Origin of the sequence: Lysinibacillus antri (assembly GCF_003977595.1) — a bacterium.
GTDB classification, from domain to species: domain Bacteria; phylum Bacillota; class Bacilli; order Bacillales_A; family Planococcaceae; genus Ureibacillus; species Ureibacillus antri.
Window position 1 is genome coordinate 66,795 of the sequence record NZ_RYYR01000015.1, and the last position, 16,924, is coordinate 83,718.

13 protein-coding genes are annotated in these 16,924 nt (G+C 38.5%); 1 reads left to right on the top strand and 12 read right to left on the bottom strand.

Features of this window, described 5'->3' with window-relative positions:
• Window positions 1-4: 4 nt before the first annotated feature.
• From EK386_RS12165 to EK386_RS12200, 8 genes are all read right to left on the bottom strand, one after another.
• Window positions 5-1,507, bottom strand: a complete 1,503-nt coding sequence (locus tag EK386_RS12165; protein WP_246027658.1) for a nitrate/nitrite transporter — start codon at window positions 1,505-1,507, stop codon at window positions 5-7.
• Between the two features lie 167 nt (window positions 1,508-1,674).
• A complete protein-coding gene (locus EK386_RS12170; RefSeq protein WP_179966033.1) occupies window positions 1,675-2,328 on the bottom strand; it encodes a response regulator in 654 nt (217 codons plus the stop codon).
• The gene (locus EK386_RS12175; RefSeq protein WP_126659445.1) at window positions 2,325-3,029 is read right to left on the bottom strand and encodes a sensor histidine kinase; all 705 of its coding nucleotides are present in this window, start codon (window positions 3,027-3,029) and stop codon (window positions 2,325-2,327) included. The genes EK386_RS12170 and EK386_RS12175 overlap by 4 nt, the downstream gene beginning before the upstream one ends.
• 260 nt (window positions 3,030-3,289) lie before the next feature.
• Window positions 3,290-3,979, bottom strand: coding sequence for a respiratory nitrate reductase subunit gamma (narI, locus tag EK386_RS12180; protein ID WP_126659446.1), 690 nt, complete (start codon window positions 3,977-3,979; stop codon window positions 3,290-3,292).
• A complete protein-coding gene (narJ, locus tag EK386_RS12185) occupies window positions 3,976-4,536 on the bottom strand; it encodes a nitrate reductase molybdenum cofactor assembly chaperone (RefSeq protein WP_126659447.1) in 561 nt (186 codons plus the stop codon). The genes narI and narJ overlap by 4 nt, the downstream gene beginning before the upstream one ends.
• Window positions 4,529-6,385: a nitrate reductase subunit beta gene (gene narH / locus EK386_RS12190; protein ID WP_342774258.1), complete on the bottom strand. Its 1,857-nt coding sequence runs from the start codon at window positions 6,383-6,385 to the stop codon at window positions 4,529-4,531. Before narH ends, narJ begins: the two co-directional genes overlap by 8 nt.
• A complete protein-coding gene (locus tag EK386_RS12195; RefSeq protein WP_126659448.1) occupies window positions 6,375-10,055 on the bottom strand; it encodes a nitrate reductase subunit alpha in 3,681 nt (1,226 codons plus the stop codon). Before EK386_RS12195 ends, narH begins: the two co-directional genes overlap by 11 nt.
• A 199-nt stretch (window positions 10,056-10,254) precedes the next feature.
• Complete coding sequence (locus tag EK386_RS12200) at window positions 10,255-11,589, bottom strand: DUF2252 domain-containing protein (protein ID WP_126659449.1); 1,335 nt, start codon at window positions 11,587-11,589, stop codon at window positions 10,255-10,257.
• A gap of 205 nt (window positions 11,590-11,794) precedes the next feature.
• Here EK386_RS12200 and EK386_RS12205 point away from each other — a divergent pair, with 205 nt between their 5' ends.
• Entirely contained in the window at window positions 11,795-13,168 is a 1,374-nt protein-coding gene (locus EK386_RS12205; RefSeq protein ID WP_126659450.1) for a trypsin-like peptidase domain-containing protein, read from the top strand.
• 46 nt (window positions 13,169-13,214) lie between these two features.
• Here the strand turns inward: EK386_RS12205 and EK386_RS12210 are convergent, their stop codons facing one another.
• From EK386_RS12210 to EK386_RS12225, 4 genes are all read right to left on the bottom strand, one after another.
• Window positions 13,215-13,400, bottom strand: coding sequence for a gamma-type small acid-soluble spore protein (locus EK386_RS12210; RefSeq protein WP_126659451.1), 186 nt, complete (start codon window positions 13,398-13,400; stop codon window positions 13,215-13,217).
• Window positions 13,401-13,494: 94 nt separating this feature from the next.
• On the bottom strand, window positions 13,495-14,226 hold the full coding sequence (locus EK386_RS20450; RefSeq protein WP_126659452.1) for a hypothetical protein: 732 nt from the start codon (window positions 14,224-14,226) through the stop codon (window positions 13,495-13,497).
• A gap of 119 nt (window positions 14,227-14,345) precedes the next feature.
• Entirely contained in the window at window positions 14,346-15,956 is a 1,611-nt protein-coding gene (locus EK386_RS12220) for an ABC transporter permease (protein WP_126659453.1), read from the bottom strand.
• The gene (locus EK386_RS12225; RefSeq protein WP_126659454.1) at window positions 15,953-16,861 is read right to left on the bottom strand and encodes an ABC transporter ATP-binding protein; all 909 of its coding nucleotides are present in this window, start codon (window positions 16,859-16,861) and stop codon (window positions 15,953-15,955) included. Before EK386_RS12225 ends, EK386_RS12220 begins: the two co-directional genes overlap by 4 nt.
• Between the last annotated feature and the right edge of the window lie 63 nt (window positions 16,862-16,924).

Here is a 16,924-nt window from a genome sequence, read left to right on the forward strand (position 1 = left end):
TAGATTATCCATTTTTATTTTCTTCCGTTATATCAGAAAATGTTCCAACATATCGGACAACATCGCCGGTTTCATCCTTTACAGCACTGATTGTGAGCCATTCCAGATACTCTTCGCCACTTTTTCGTTTATTCCAAATTTCACCTTGCCACATGCCTGTTTCTTTTATACTTTTCCACATGGCATCATAAAATTCTTTACTTTGACGGTTTGTTTTTAAAATTCTTGGCGTTTCTCCAATAACCTCATCTTTTGTATAGCCCGTTAATTTCGTAAAGGCCGGATTGACTGTTTTGATTTTCCCAGAGGTTTCGGTTACTAGAATTCCTTGTGCAGTCGAATTAAAGACTTCTTGCGACATGCGAAGGCGATCTTGATAATACATACTCACGACAATAACAAGACTTGCTAACGAAACCGATGAGAGAAGCATAAATCCAATTGAATATTGCCCTGTAATAGAGAAGATCGATGCTAATAGAATCGGTGGGAAAAATCCACCTAGTCCACCCATCATAGAAACAATACCATTTACAATCCCAGCTTGTTTATTAAAGTAAAACGGTACCAACTTAAAGATAACACCATTTCCAATTCCGGCTACGACCGCAATGAGTATACAGCCAATTGTATATAATAGTAGAGACGGGGAAAAGGCTAATAAAATTGCAGATAATGTATAGGTTGCAAAGACAAACATTAACAAAAATAATGGATTGAACTTATCACCTAACCAACCACCAATAGGACGGAATAATGTAGCGACCACAATAAATCCAGCTGTTCGCATACCTGCATCTACTTTTTCTAATCCAAAATTGGAAACTAAGAAATTCGGGAGATAGACAGTAAAGGCAACGAATGAACCAAACGTAATAAAATAAAACAACGAGAAATTCCATAGCTTCCCGTTTTTGTACACACCTTTTATTTGTTCCACAATCGGTGTTTTCGTTCTCTTTTCTTTCCGATCACCTAAAAAGAAATTTAACGCAATAAATAGAAGTAATAAGATTAGATATAGCTTGATTGTAGAAGACCAACCAATTTGATTTGCAATGATTGGTGCAGAAAATGTCGTGATGGCGGTTCCAATATTCCCCGCCCCGTAAATCCCATTGACAAAGCCCATTTTTTCTTTTGGATAGTACTTTGGTAAAGAGGTAACACCAACAGAAAACACTGCCCCACCAATCCCTAGAAACAATCCACCAATAATTAAATCCGTATAACTGTTTGCTTCACTAATATAAAATACTGGAAATAGTAGTGCGACGAAGCTTAGTAAAAATACCCACCTTGAACCAATGACATCTGCAAAGTATCCAAGGGGAATTCGTAGTATGGATCCTAATATAACTGGAATGGCGGTAAGGATAGCCAATTTATCAGCTGGAATACTGATATCTTCCCCCATAAAGGAGATAAGTGAAGAGATAATCACCCACACCATGAATCCAACTACTAAGTTCAATGTTTGCAACGGTAACTGTATTTTTTTAATCACATATTTCACCTTTTCATTTCAAAGTAATGAGCAAGTTACTGATTCCCTATGTGTAGTGTACCTATCTTTCTTTTTATTTTTATTAGGGAACTCCCTTAATATAAAGAAGGATTCCCTAAAGAAAAGTGAAAGGCGCTCGCGAAAGCTTCGATAGACACTGTTAAAGTTTAGAAATTTAACAACTTTTTCTTAAGTGCATACTCTACAAGTTCTGGTTTACTTTTAAAATTTAATTTTTCCATGATTCTTCCTTTATGGGCTTCAACAGTTTTCACTGAAATAAACAATTTCTCTGCAATCTCTTTATTCCCGTATCCTTTTGCGACGAGCGGTAATATTTCTAATTCACGTGTTGTCAGTAACGTATACGGATCATCCACATTTTTTACATCTTGATATTGGTTCACAAATTCTCTGACTAAACTCGTTGCCATTTTAGGATGGATATAGATGTCACCTTGAAAGACAGTGCGAATAGCAGAAAGAAATTCTTCTTCCGTTGAATTTTTTAAGAGATATCCCGATGCTCCATTCTTTAAGACATGAAATAAATATTCTTCTTCGTCAAACATAGTTAATATGAGTATTTTCGTATTCGGAAAGTCCTCACTTATTTTGCCCGTTGTAATCAATCCATTTTCTCCTGGAGGCATACTTACATCGAGCAATAAAATATCAGGTGAGGTTTTGGCCACTATACTATACGCTTCATGACCATCCGCTGCCGTTTCAAGGACTTCCATATCCGGTTGATAATTAATTATCTTTGCAAACCCCGCACGTACAACTGCATGGTCATCTGCAATTACAACTTTAATCAACTCTTTGGACCCCTCTCTTTTAACGGAACCTTCATTTGCACTAATGTTCCATTACCTATCGAGGAAAATATGGATAATTTTGCACCAATGATGGCTGCGCGCTCTTCCATGCCAGTAATCCCTAGACCTGTACCCATGACTTCCTCCACTGGGTTAAATCCTTTACCAAGGTCTTTAATTTTGAGATCAATCCTGTCATTTGCTCGGTTTAATTCAACAAATATCTCCCTTACCCCCGCATATTTATAAGCATTGAATATGGCTTCCTGACAAATACGGAAAATGACGGTTTCGATTTCATTTGAAAATCTATTACCTGCAATGTTTGATTGAAAATGTATAGTAAGTCCATAATGCTTTTTCACCCATTGGAAGTGTAGTTGGAGCGCTTCTTTAATACCTACATTGCTTAGATTTGAATCCCTTAATTCGACAGAAAGATTTTTTATTTTGGCTATGGTATTTGTTATATTACGTTCAGCAATTTGGAGTCTTTTATTCATTTCCTCTGCATCGTCCATATATTTCAATACTCTAAGTTCCACGAGCAACCCTAATAAATCTTGCGTTACGCTATCATGAAGAGTTCTTGAAATTCTTTTTCGCTCTTCTTCCTGCACTTGAATAAGTTGTTTCGCTATATCTTTTTTTAGTTGGGCACAAAATAATAAACTACTTGGGACCTTCTCCGATTTCGTCAATTCTCAACATCTCCTTATGATTGTGAATATCCACATTTTTCATGGAGCTTATAGTGAGTTTAGGTCATAAATTCTTCTACTATACCTAAAAAATGAAGCGGAGGGTGTGGGGTTACCTGATTTGGGGCGCTTAGCATGGTTTTGTGGGCGCTTGCCTCGGTTTGCGGGCGCTTAGCCACAGTTTGCTGGCGCTCGCTAAATTTGTAAGCAAAAATAAGAAGGGACCCGCTCCACTCATCGTGACGGATCCGCTTCCTTTTTTAACTAACTCGTTCGTTTTTTCTATACAAAATATAACTTCTTCGAGAGTAATTAAATGGCACACTCCACACATGAACAAGGCGCGTAAATGGCCAAAATGCAAAAATTAAAAACCCTGTTATTACATGCAATTGGAATGATAAAGGCACATTTACCATATAGGCTGCATTTGGATTGAGTATGAATAGATTTCGAAACCATACCGAAATGGATGAGCGATAATCAAAATCTGGATTCATAGCATTCGTTGCAAACGTTGCGTAAACACCTAAAATGATGATAAATAATAGTAGCCCGTTGACAATCATATCGGATGCAGAGCTCAGCTTGCGTACAGATTTTATCGAAATTCTTCGGAAAGTTAATATTAGCATTCCGGCAAGTGTGATCATGCCGAATAATCCTCCGATATAGACGGCTCCGATATGATAAAGATGCTCATTGACACCTAAACTGCTCATCCAAGATGCTGGAATGACGAGACCCACAAAATGTCCTAAGATGACAGGAATAATCCCTAAATGGAACAAAATGCTTCCAATCATTAATTGCTTCTTTTCTAAGAATTCACTGGATTTTGCCGTCCAGCTGAAACGGTCATTGCGATATCTAAAAATGTGGCCTAGGATAAAGATCACGATGCATATATATGGGAAGATAACCCATAAAAATTGGTCCAGCGTATTCATCCAAGTGCCTCCCTTAATAGACATGCTTTAAACGTTTCCCTTAACCCCTTCACGAGGGAGAAATAAGGGCTATTTGATTTTTCTAACTCTTGAAGCAAGTGATATGTGCCATCTTCTAATACTCCAAATAAAATTAAAAAGCTATCTTCTGCACGAGGGTCGCCTAACCATTCGGCTTCATACATAAATTCACATATTAATGGCAGGAAATCGGATAACTCCTCTTGCGCCATTTCTAGACCAAACATTTCATACAACACTTTTAGTTTCGCTAAAATTTGACCACGCTCTTTTGCATCTTTGAATTTAAAATACGTCATGAAAAGTGTGGCATTTTCATTAAAATCAAATGTTTCAACGTAAAGCTCCTGAAGTTCCTGAAGTTTCTTTTGTTTCATTTCCTTCATATATTTTGATACATAGTTGTACGCAGGGTCATTTGGCGAAAAGAACTCATCCACCTCTTGATAATAAGTAGCGTCCTCTGGATAACTTAATTGTTTTGCAAAATATCCAAATGATGGCTTGAAGTCATACAGTCTACCTAAATCAATCACGCCAGATCCCTCCATAGAAGTTTTCTTCATAAATTTGTTTACCTGTTTTCTTAATCATTTCTTTTAAATTCGGTATTTTTAAAGTTGGGGCTGTTTTTGTACTTGGTTTGGAATCACCACATCCACAACCGTCTCCACAACCTGAACTCGCGGCCATTGTACTATTTGGCATTGCAAACATTGGAGCCGTATTTGTACTTTCTGGTGAAATACTGCATCCACAGCCATCCCCGCAACCTGAGCTAGCAGTCGTAGTATCAGTCGGCATTGCAAACATTGGAGCTGTATTTGTGCTTTCTGGTGAGATACTACATCCACAGCCATCCCCGCAACCTGAGCTAAAGTTCATTTGCGTATTATTGATTGGGCTACTATTTTCCGATCCAACATAGCTCACGTTATTACCCATTTCAAAACCGGCAATTCCTTGTGCATGATAAGGGTCTACATACTGTTCGCGATGGGATTTCGGGATAACATAACGATCGTCATATTTTGCAATCGAAAGTAGGCGATACATTTGCTTCATTTGATGTGCGGATAAACCAACGCGCTCTAAACGTTTTTCATCAAATTCTTTATTGGATGAAACAGCTCGCATATACAAACGCATCATCGCCATTTTTTGAAGTGCTTCTTTCACAGGTTGTACATCTCCTGCCGTTAACAAGTTTGCTAAATATTCCATTGGTACACGCATTTCATCGATTGCAGGGAAGATTAAATCAGGATTGTTAATCGAATCTTTCCCTTCAAAGTAATTCATAATTGGACTTAATGGTGGAACATACCACACCATTGGCAACGTTCGATATTCTGGATGAAGAGGGAATGCTAATTTATATTCAATGGCTAGCTTATAGACAGGCGATTTTTGCGCGCCTTCAATCCACTCTTCTGGTATCCCATCTTTTCGAGCTTGTTCGATTACTTCTGGATCATTTGGGTCTAAGAAAAGATCACAATGCGCTTGGTATAGCCCCTTTTCATCCTCTGTCGATGCTGCTTCTAAAACGCGGTCTGCATCGTATAATAATACCCCTAAATAACGAAGACGCCCTACACACGTTTCACTACAAATGGTCGGTGTCCCGGATTCAATACGTGGATAACAAAATGTACATTTTTCCGCTTTGTTTGTTTTCCAGTTAAAGTAAACTTTTTTGTAAGGGCACCCCGTTGTACAATAGCGCCAGCCACGGCATGCTTCTTGGTCAACAAGCACGATTCCATCTTCATCTCGTTTGTACATCGCACCCGATGGACACGAAGCGACACATCCCGGATTTAAGCAATGCTCGCAAATTCTAGGAAGGTAGACCATAAACGCTTGTTCAAAGTTAAATTTAATTTCTTCCTCTATCTTTTTAAGGTTTGGATCTTGCGGTGCGATTTCCGTACCACCCGCTAAATCATCATCCCAGTTTGGACCCCATTGTAAGTCCATAGGGTCGCCTGTCACCACTGATTTCGGCCGCGCAACCGGAGAGTGATTTACTTCAGATGTTAAAGTTAAATTTTCATAATCATATGTCCATGGCTCATAAAAGTCCTTGATCTCTGGCATATCTGGATTATAGAAAATCTTACCAAGGGAGATTTTACTTAATTTTGTCCCGGACTTTAATTCCAGCTTCCCTTTTCTAAGCTCCCAGCCACCTTTATAAATATCTTGGTCTTCCCATTTTTTAGGGTAGCCAATACCTGGTTTCGTTTCGACGTTATTAAACCACATATATTCAGCACCAGGGCGATTGGTCCAGGCAGTCTTACATGTAATACTACATGTATGACACCCGATACATTTATCCAAATTCATGACCATTGCGACTTGTGCTTTAATCTTCATGCCATTTAACCTCCTTCATTTTTCGTACGGCTACATATTCATCACGGTTACTTCCTATTGGTCCATAATAGTTAAACCCATAACTTAATTGCGCATAGCCGCCAACCATATGAGTTGGTTTAACATGAATTCTTGTTGGCGCATTATGGCTTCCTCCACGAAGATCGGTAATTTGCGATCCTGGAACGTTGATATGTTTATCTTGTGCATGATACATAAACATTGTCCCTTTTGGCATACGATGACTGACTACGGCTCTTGCTGTCACGACACCGTTTCGGTTAAATACCTCGACCCAATCGTTATCTTTTATCCCTTGTGAATCCGCATCTTCATTGTGAATCCATACTGTTGGACCGCCTCTAAAGAGGGTTAGCATAATTAAATTGTCTTGGTAGGTTGTATGAATATTCCACTTACCATGAGGCGTTAAATAACGTAATATTAGTGCGTCTTTTCCGCCAACAACCTCCTTATCACCTTCCCCGAAGACCATTGGCGGTAGAGTAGGTTTGTAGACAGGCAATACCTCACCTAATTGGTTAAATAATTCATGGTCAATATAAAAATGTTGTCGCCCCGTCAATGTTCGAAACGGCACTTCGCGTTTAATATTAATGGTAAATGGCGAGTATTTATGACCTGATTTATCCGAACTCGTAAAGACAGGCGTCGGAATAACTTCGCGCGGCTGCACCGTAATATTTTGGAACGTAATTCTTTCTGCAGCTCGTTCCGCCGATATATCTTTCAATGGGACACCTGTAATATTTTCAGCCGTTTCAAATGCTTTTTGCGATACTTTCCCATTTGTTGCACTGGAAAGATGAAGGACTGCATTAATTGCTTCTCTTGCAGTAAATAGAATCGGTAGGCCATTTTTTATCGTTTCATCATAATGCGTACCATTAATTTTCTTGATGTCTTCGTATTCTTCACCTACAGAATAGCTAATTCCATGAGCACCAATCTTTGCATTTTCAAGCAATGGACCAAGTGTAATAAATTTGTCGTAAACTTTTGTGTAGTCCCTTTCAACAACTGTGATGTTCGGCATTGTTTTCCCTATGATTGGTTCTACTTCGCCTTTACGCCAATCTTTAATTAGTCCTAAAGGTTGCGTCATTTCTCCCTTTGAATCATGGGCTAAAGGTGTCACGACAACATCTTTATAAACGCCAGGCAAATATTTCTCTGCCATTTTAGAGAATGTCTCTGCGATGGAACGGAACGCATCCCAGTCTGAACGAGATTCCCATAGTGGGTCGACTGCTGGATTAAATGGATTAATAAATGGATGCATATCCGTTGAAGAAATATCCGTTTTTTCGTACCAAGTAGCAGCTGGTAGGACGATATCTGAGTATAAAGGCGTTGTTGTCATTCGGAAATCCATATTGACTAATAAATCTAATTTCCCTTCTACATCTTCTTCACGCCAGTTTACTTCTTTTGGTCGATAAGTTTCACTCGCTTTTGCAAGAACGCCACTACTCGCCCCTAACAAATGCTTCATAAAGAACTCTTGCCCTTTTGCAGAACTTGAAATTAAGTTGGAGCGCCAAACAAATAATGTTTTTGGAGAGTTTTCGGGCGCATCGGGATCTTCAATTGCCCATTTCACTTTCCCTGAAACAATTTGATCGTAAGCAGTTTTTACAATCTCTTCATTTGTTGCATTTTCATTTGATGCTACATCATCGGCAAAGGATAAACTATTTTTATTAAATTGTGGATATGACGGTAACCATCCTAACCGCGCTGCTAGTACGTTATAATCAGCAGGGTGGTCATAGCGAAGTTCACCTGCAAGTGAAGATTTTAATGATCTCGTATCCACTTCATCGTATCTCCATTGATTGGTATGGAAGTAATAGAAGGATGTTGTATTTTGCTGACGAATTGCTCCTTGCCAATCTTTTGCAAAGGCTACCGTTCCCCATCCTTCAATTGGTCGTACTTTTTCCTGCCCAACATAATGGGCCCAGCCACCACCGTTCACACCTTGACAACCAGTAAGGATAACTAAATTTAAAATTGCGCGGTAAATCGTGTCACTATTAAAGTAATGGTTGATTCCTGCACCCATAATGATCATGGAACGGCCATTTGTATCGATGGCATTTTGTGCAAATTCTCGCGCTATTTGAACGACAATGGATTGTTTTACACCTGTTACTTTTTCTTGCCAAGCTGGTGTATAGATGGAAGATTCATCATCATATCCTTTTGCATTAAATTCGCTGTCAATGCGTTTGACACCATATTGACTAAGCATTAGGTCATAAACTGTTGCCACTAATCTTGTTGTACCATCTGCTAATTGAATTTTCATTGCAGGGATATGGCGGCTAAATTGGCCATTTCCAGCTGGATCGAAATAAGGGAAAACAATTTCTTCCCATGTCGCGTTATAATCGGCAACCGAAAGAGCCGGAGTAATTTTTGTACCATCTTCTTGTTCTAATTTTAAGTTCCATTTCTTTTCATCTTCCCAACGTTGCCCCATCGTCCCATTTGGAATGACCATCGTCTTTGAAGTTTCATCCATTAGGACTGGTTTCCACTCTGCATTTTCAGTTTGCTGTCCTAAGTCACTCGCACGTAAAAATCGGCCACTTTTATATTTTCCTTCGTGTTCATCTAAAAGAACTATGAAAGGTAAATCTGTGAATTGCTTTGCATAATTCATAAACATTTGCTCTTGTCGTTCCACATAAAATTCATTTAAGATGACGTGGGTCATGGCTTGGGCTAATGCTGCGTCACTTCCGGGATGAGGCGCTAACCAGTTATCCGCAAATTTCACACTTTCTGCATAGTCTGGCGCAACAGATACAACCTTTGTTCCTTTATAGCGAACCTCCGTCATAAAGTGCGCGTCAGGTGTACGAGTCATTGGTACGTTTGAGCCCCACATCATTAAGTAACCAGCGTTAAACCAATCTGCCGATACTGGTACATCTGTTTGCTCTCCCCAAATTTGAGGTGAAGCAGGTGGTAAATCCGCATACCAATCATAGAAACTTAACATCTCGCCACCTAAAAGCGTAATAAAACGAGACCCCGCTGCATAACTCATCATCGACATTGCTGGAATAGGGGTTTGTCCTGCAATACGGTCTGGACCAAATTTCTTAATGGTATATATAAGTTGTGCACTAATTAGCTTCAGCGCATCTTGGTAACTTACGCGAACAAATCCTCCACGACCACGAGCGCTTTTATAGCTTTTTGCTTTTTCTGGATCTTCTATAATACTTGCCCACGCATCAATTGGGCTTTCATGTTCTTGTAAGGCTGCTTGCCATAATTTCCATAGCTTCCCACGCATATACGGATATTTAATACGAAGTGGGCTATATTCATACCATGAGAACGTCGCACCACGCGGGCATCCTCGAGGTTCAAAATCTGGCATATCTGGACCGCAAGATGGATAATCGGTTTGCTGATTTTCCCATGTGATAATGCCGTTTTTCACAAATACTTGCCAACTACAAGAACCTGTACAGTTTACGCCATGGGTTGTACGAACGACCTTATCATGAGACCATCTTTGGCGGTACATATTTTCCCATTCTCTACTCTTTTCTTCGAGAACAGACCAATTTCCGGAATATTTCTCGACTGGTTTAAAATATTTCAATCCCATTTTCTTTCGTGCCATAATCAGTCTCACCTTTCTTTTCGAATGAATTAGCATGTACGGGAATCAATAACTAACTTCATCTCATTCCCCCATTATTAGAGAATTTTAGAAAAGCTAACATTAGGGAAAGTCCTATACTCGCTTGAAATTTCCCTAAAAGAAAAAAGGGGACGTCCAGAAAGTGTAGTGCTTTCTGGACATCCCCATTACAATTTCATTAAAATATCTCGCTTCGAACCCATTCACAAAATAGATCAAAGTCATGGTTCACTTGTTCCTTATATGTCATCGCTGCAAATGTTAATTGTTCTTTAAACGCGTCAAAATCATTTCCTATGGCTAGTAATATTTCCTCTTCACTTTCATGTTCGAATAATTCATGTTCTGTATCTACATCGGCACGGGAATGAATTTTTGCTGTTACTTTCCCCATTATTTCAACCGTTGCATCGAAATCTTCCGGCGTTAAAATTTGCGTCGCTTTTACTTTCTTTTTATATGGTGATCGTTCTCGAACATAAAATTCACGTCCATCAATAGTTAAGTACCCTAAATAAGGATCTTCTAAATGGTGCATCGCTTTTTGGGTAGCTACTACGCGCATTCCTTGATGTTCATACTTAGCCCAAAATTCATCACGATAAGGTAAGAAATAGGCAGGAACTGGCGTACGTACTTCTTTCACTTCTAACACTAAATCATCTACCCCATGTGCATCCTTTTCACCCTCGATTAAAAGGTAATAACGATCTAACCCGATTGAGGCCGTACCTGTACCGTGTTTTCTCGCAATATCTTTAATAGTATAATAGGAAATTTCCTTTTTATCTTCGTGATCAAGGGAATTAAAATAGGCTTGTGTCAAAGACTCTAGCAATGTGCGTTCCTCAATACTTACTGGTTCAATCTCTTCTGACCAACTAAACACTCGTTTATTTTCTTCATTAATATGTGTAATGTCATTTAGTAGATGGTCTCTTTGACGTTTCGCTAGTTTTTTCAGCACCTTTTTAACCGGCCCTTTTGTGTTGCTAGCTGTGAAGGTTAACGTGAGAGGATTATCTTTCCCTTTTTTAAATCGCTTTAATTGTTTATAGTAAGCCGTTAAATAGGTTTCAATTCTGTTCTTTTGTTGGACATCAGAAAACCCTTGCGCTTCAGCGTACAACGCAATACTTACCGACATACGCAAGACATCATATAAATAGGAGCCGATGTAGCCTTCATCGAAATCATTCACGTCGTACACAATTTCACCTTGTTCATTTTGAAAGGCACCAAAATTGTCCATATGCAGGTCGCCCTGGATCCATGTTGGTTTACTCTCTTCTGTATGGAAAGAAAAAGGGATTTTTGTCATATCATAATAGAATAAGTAAGCACTCCCTCTAAAAAATCGGAATGGACTTTCCATCATCTTCGTGTACTTCATTTTTCTTTTGTTGCAATCAAGATTCATACATTGTTCATCAAATTCGTTCAATATAGTTTCAAGAATATGTTTTCGCAATACATTTCGAGTGTCTTTTACACGGTTTAATAATGCTTCCATTTATATCCTCTCCCTTTTTACATCGATTAAAGTCAATGCGTGTTCCTTACATTATACTCCTTGGGAATAAAAAAAATATGAATCTATTAAAAAATGTTACATACTGGAATTTTTGCGATACATTGAACTTTGCAACTCTATTTATTGAATAGTAGAATAGAGGTACGAATATAATTCAAAATACCTAAAAGTTTGGAGGCCAAACATGTACTGTTCAAATTGCGGTTCGAAAACTGAAGAAAATGGGAAGTTTTGTGCAGCTTGTGGCCAAAATTTAAAAAGTAAAAATCCGAAAAATACATGGTTGATTGTCGGTGTCTGTATATCCTTAATTACGACAGTTGGAGTATGTATTGGTATTTTCATATTACTATCAAACAATAATGACAAAGCGACACAAATTTCAACACAACCTGAAACACCTAAAATAGAGCAAGTTACGAATGTACCTGCTGAAAAGGAAATGACCGAGAAGGAAAAAACGCAAGTCATTAAAGAATCGATGCCAAAAGTTTTCACGATTATTTCTCAGGATAGCCAAGGTTCCGGTTTCCTTTATCAACAAGGAGGCTACATTGTCACCAATGCCCACGTTGTTGCAGGCAATACGGATGTGATTGTGCGAAACCATGCAGGGCAAGAATCACCTGCACAAGTCATTGGCATATCAGATCGATCAGACGTTGCACTTCTCCTTGCAAAAGATTATGTCAATGCGCAACCTTTTGAAATAGAAAAGGAAAAATCCGTTGTAGGAACAGAGGTAATTGCCATTGGAAGTCCACAAGGTTTTGAAAACTCCGCTTCTATCGGCTATTTAACTGGCACAAATCGCAATATGGAATATGGCTTTGTTTATGAGGAATTGTATCAAATTGATGCACAAATTAGCCAAGGTAGTAGTGGCGGACCATTAGTGGATGGAAAAACTGGAAAGGTAATTGGCATCAATTCTTTACTTTATACACCAAACAATAGCTTCGGATTCTCTATACCTTTGTATACGGTTACTTCTTTAGTCGATGGTTGGATTCATGAGCCTATGAGTAAAAATGCGGTTGCGTCTTTATTCGGTGTTTATGAGGAATTTACTTACTCAGACCCTGCACAAGATTACTACTACGAGGAAGAGTATGCAGATTATTGGGATGAATATGGTACTGAAGAATATTATGATGAAGAATACTACAATGATTATTGGGATGAATATTCGTACTCATTTGATGAAGAATCTTTAACAAATTTTATCCTTTCATTCCGTGAATATTATGAATTAGCCCTATATTACGAAGAATTTTACTGGATTTCCGATATGTTAGATCCAAATAGCAACGCCTACGTTGAAATGGAAGAGTATATTAATGAGATCGCTGGACAAAATTTTACGTTTGACTTCCTAAACAACAGTGTAACGAATGTCGAAATGTATGGCGATTATGCTGTTGTCTCCACAAATGAACAGTTTAATTTCTACAACGGAACAGGCGAAGAAAAGTACTACGATCGTTACAAAGAATATACTGTACTCATTAATGAAGAAGGTTATTATCAAATTTCAGAAATATACATTTATGAATAATGAGTGGGCGTTCTAAGGCTTTCATCTTAGGACGCCCTTTTTTTATTTAGTGAGGATTGATTTGTTGTTTTACTTCTTCCGCATCTGTATTGCTAAATTGCTTCGTCCCTGTTCCACCTGTTGCTGCGAGAACTTCTAGCACTTCCTTATAGGATAAACCGAATTGTGCATTTTTTTGTTTTACTTCTTCAATATCCGTACCTGCTACTGTAAAGCGTTGATTATTTTCCATCTTGCTACCCTCCCTTATGGGACACACTTTTCGTTTTATGGGACAATTTTCATCTTATTAGAAAAACGCCCCATGAAAGAGGCGTTTTCTTTTATTAAAACTTATTTTTCCCTTGCTCTGCTTGCTGATTTTGTCGGCGTACTTCTTCAATATCCGTACCAGATGCTGTTTTACCAGCTGACGGTTGATTTGAGAATGGTTGAGTAAATGGCCCTGCTTCTTGGGCGATCTCTTCTCGTACTTTTTGTGGATTCGTACCAAATTGTCTAGATTGATTTGAGATCGATTGATTTAATTGATTTTTAAATGAATTGAATGGTCCTGCTTCTTGCGCAATCTCTTCTCTCACCTTTTGTGGATTCGTTGCAGAAGGTGTTCCCGCTAGTGGATTTGAGAAGGATTGGCTTGGTTGACTCGGTGCTGCGGGTTGATTGAATGGACCCGCTTCCTGAGCGATCTCTTCCCTTACCTTTTGTGGATTTGTTGCAAAAGGTGCTCCCGCCATTGGATTTGAGAAGGCTTTGCTTGGTTGACTCGGCGCTGCAGGTTGATTGAATGGACCTGCTTCTTGCGCAATCTCTTCTCTTACCTTTTGCGGATTTGTTGCAAAAGGTGCTCCTGCCATTGGATTTGAGAAAGATTGGCTTGGTTGACTCGGTGCTGCAGGTTGATTAAATGGCCCTGCTTCTTGAGCAATTTCTTCCCTCACTTTTTGTGGGTTAGTTCCAAAAGATTGTGCTGGTCCTGCTTGTGCATTTTGACGTTTTACCTCTTCAATATCAGTACCTGATTGAGTGTAGCGTTTACCATTATTATTTTGCATCACAAAAACACCTCCAAAATGTTATGGCTTTATGTTGCTTAAAATCAAAAGAATTATAAGCCCAATAAATTTTTATATCAGAGTATATTTTTGTGAATGCTTTTAACAATAGAAAAGATCCATTAACCTTCTAAATCACGCTTGTTATAACAAACAAATCCAATACCGAGCGTAACAATCGTTAATAGTAATAACACAGCGATAGAGCTCCAACTCATATCGGCAGCAGGTATATTGGGTATGACTTCAAAAACGGAAAAATTCATTAACCACTGAGGGAATTCTAACATACCGGCCAAATAAACAACGATAAAACAAAAAGCAACATATCCCCAAATTAAGCTTATTATTTTAGGTTTAACGCCATACAACATTACTGCAAGACCCATCATAAACCACAATGCCGGTAGATAAACAAACGCTCCTGATGTTGCAGTACTTAAAGAAATCGGCTCTTTCATCATCGTAATACCTGTAGACCATAAACCAATCGCTAATAACAATAGGTAAAAAATACTCTCGAATATCGCTAAAACCATGTAACTTCCTAATACATGGTTTCTCGAAACGGCACGGCTATAAAAATTTTCTGTTCGATTATGATGTTCTTCACTTTTTAATTTTAAAATTGTCATTACTACTGGTATAGAACAAATTAATGACATAATCGCCATTAATAAAGAAATGAACTGCTCTGTCATGGAAAAGTCCGTGCTTTGGCTCATAAATAACGCGAGAAATTCCATATCACTAAAATACGTTTCTAAATCACCAAGGACGGCACCAAAGGAAGCACCGAGCGCGAAAATGCCCAATCCCCATGCAATCATTTTCATTGTTTGTAATCGGAAAGCTAAGCCAAATACCGTTTTGGTGAAAGCAGTTGCATTCTTTTTGCCTTTTCTTGTTGGTAAAAAGCCTGCATCTATATCACGTATAGAATTTAAGTAAAAAGCGACCACCGCGAAGATCACCGAAAATAATAGAGAAAGCATAATTGGCCACCAAGCATTTTCAATAAATACTTCTGTTCGAACTAGCCATCCTAAAGGCGAGATTAACGCGAATGGTTCACTACTCACATCTCCTATAGCACGCACTAAGTATGCCACAACTAATACCGAAAAGGCTAAGCCGGTTGTGCCTCTAGAAGTGCTCGAAATTTGGGCTAGAAATGCAGTTATAGCAGCAAACAGTAGACCACCTACTCCAAGAATAACACCATATAGAAGCGCACTTTCAAATGTGATTCCTTCAATATTTAAAAGATAAATTCCTAACCCGGTTAAGAGGATAATGCTAATATTTGCGATAGAAATCACAATTGATGAAGCGGCTAAGTATGCCAGTCTACCAATAGGCAAGGACCGTATCACTTCAATTCTTCCGGTTTCTTCATCTGTTCTTGTACTACTACCTACTAGTAATATGTTCATAACTGCAACTGCGATAATGGTAAAGATAAGCATCTCATGGGCAAATTGAGTCCCCACTGTAATTAAATAATCTGCCTCATCATAACCCGGACCGAGCATCGCGACCATGGCAGGATTTTGCATTGTTAAGGCAAACCCTTTTTTCGAGACATCATCTTGATAAACATTTGGATAGGAAAATGCAACAGATAATGTTACAAGTACAATCCCAACAATCCATGTAATCATTTTAAAGCGTTGCGCTCGGAAAATAAGCTTAATTAATGGACCAGTTCCTTTGTAAAGGTTTCGATTCATTGCGATACGCCTCCAACCGAATCCGTGGTCCCTTCATAATGACGCATAAATAAATCCTCTAATGTAGGCGGTGCACTTTCTAATTTCACAATGCCAAATTTACTTATATAGCTGATTACTTCATCAATTTTTTCTGAATCAACCTGGAATGATAAACCATCATTGTTTTCAAGAAGATGATAAATTCCTTTAAAATTAGCCAATTCCGATATCGGCTGTTTTGTTTGTACAATAAAATTCGTACGAGTTAAATGGCGCATTTCACTTAATGTACCGGTTTCAATAATTTTTCCTTCGCGAATAATGGATATTTTCTCACAAAGTTTTTCAACCTCTGAAAGAATATGGCTTGATAGTAAGACACTTTTCCCTTCATGTTTAGCCTCTAAGACACATTCTTGAAAAGTTCGCTCCATTAATGGATCTAATCCGGATGTTGGTTCATCTAATATAAAAAACCGCGCATCTGACGCAAAGGCTGAAATAAGTGCGATTTTTTGGCGATTTCCTTTTGAATAGGCTCTACATTTTTTAGTAGGGTCTAATTGAAAGCGTTCGATTAATTCGTCACGTTTCTGTTTACTGCCATTTCCGCGCATTTTCAGGAAAATATCAATGACCTCTCCACCTGTTAAATTCGGCCAAAGATTTGCATCTCCTGGTACGTATGCCACTTCTTTATGAATTTCAACGGCATCATGCCATACATCTTTTCCAAATATTTTTGCTTGCCCACTGGTTGGTTTTAACATCCCTAACAACACGCGAATAGTAGTCGATTTCCCTGCACCATTTGGGCCGATAAACCCAAAAATTTCCCCTTCCTCAATTGATAAATTCACTCGATCAAGTGCCGTAAATTTCCCGAATTTTTTCGTTAAATCTTTCACTTCCACTAGATTCATCAAGATCCCTCCTAGGTAGAAACTCTTTAAGTAAATCCATTATATTACAAAAGGAAGTGTTAT

Bases quoted from the DNA above. Each gene is read 5' to 3' on its own strand.
- EK386_RS12195 (WP_126659448.1), bottom strand. From the start codon at position 10,055: ATGGCACGAAAGAAAATGGGATTGAAATATTTTAAACCAGTCGAGAAA.
- EK386_RS12210 (WP_126659451.1), bottom strand. From the start codon at position 13,400: ATGGAAAATAATCAACGCTTTACAGTAGCAGGTACGGATATTGAAGAA.
- EK386_RS12225 (WP_126659454.1), bottom strand. From the start codon at position 16,861: ATGAATCTAGTGGAAGTGAAAGATTTAACGAAAAAATTCGGGAAATTT.
- narI (WP_126659446.1), bottom strand. From the start codon at position 3,979: ATGAATACGCTGGACCAATTTTTATGGGTTATCTTCCCATATATATGC.
- EK386_RS12220 (WP_126659453.1), bottom strand. From the start codon at position 15,956: ATGAATCGAAACCTTTACAAAGGAACTGGTCCATTAATTAAGCTTATT.
- EK386_RS12200 (WP_126659449.1), bottom strand. From the start codon at position 11,589: ATGGAAGCATTATTAAACCGTGTAAAAGACACTCGAAATGTATTGCGA.
- narH (WP_342774258.1), bottom strand. From the start codon at position 6,385: ATGAAGATTAAAGCACAAGTCGCAATGGTCATGAATTTGGATAAATGT.
- EK386_RS12205 (WP_126659450.1), top strand. From the start codon at position 11,795: ATGTACTGTTCAAATTGCGGTTCGAAAACTGAAGAAAATGGGAAGTTT.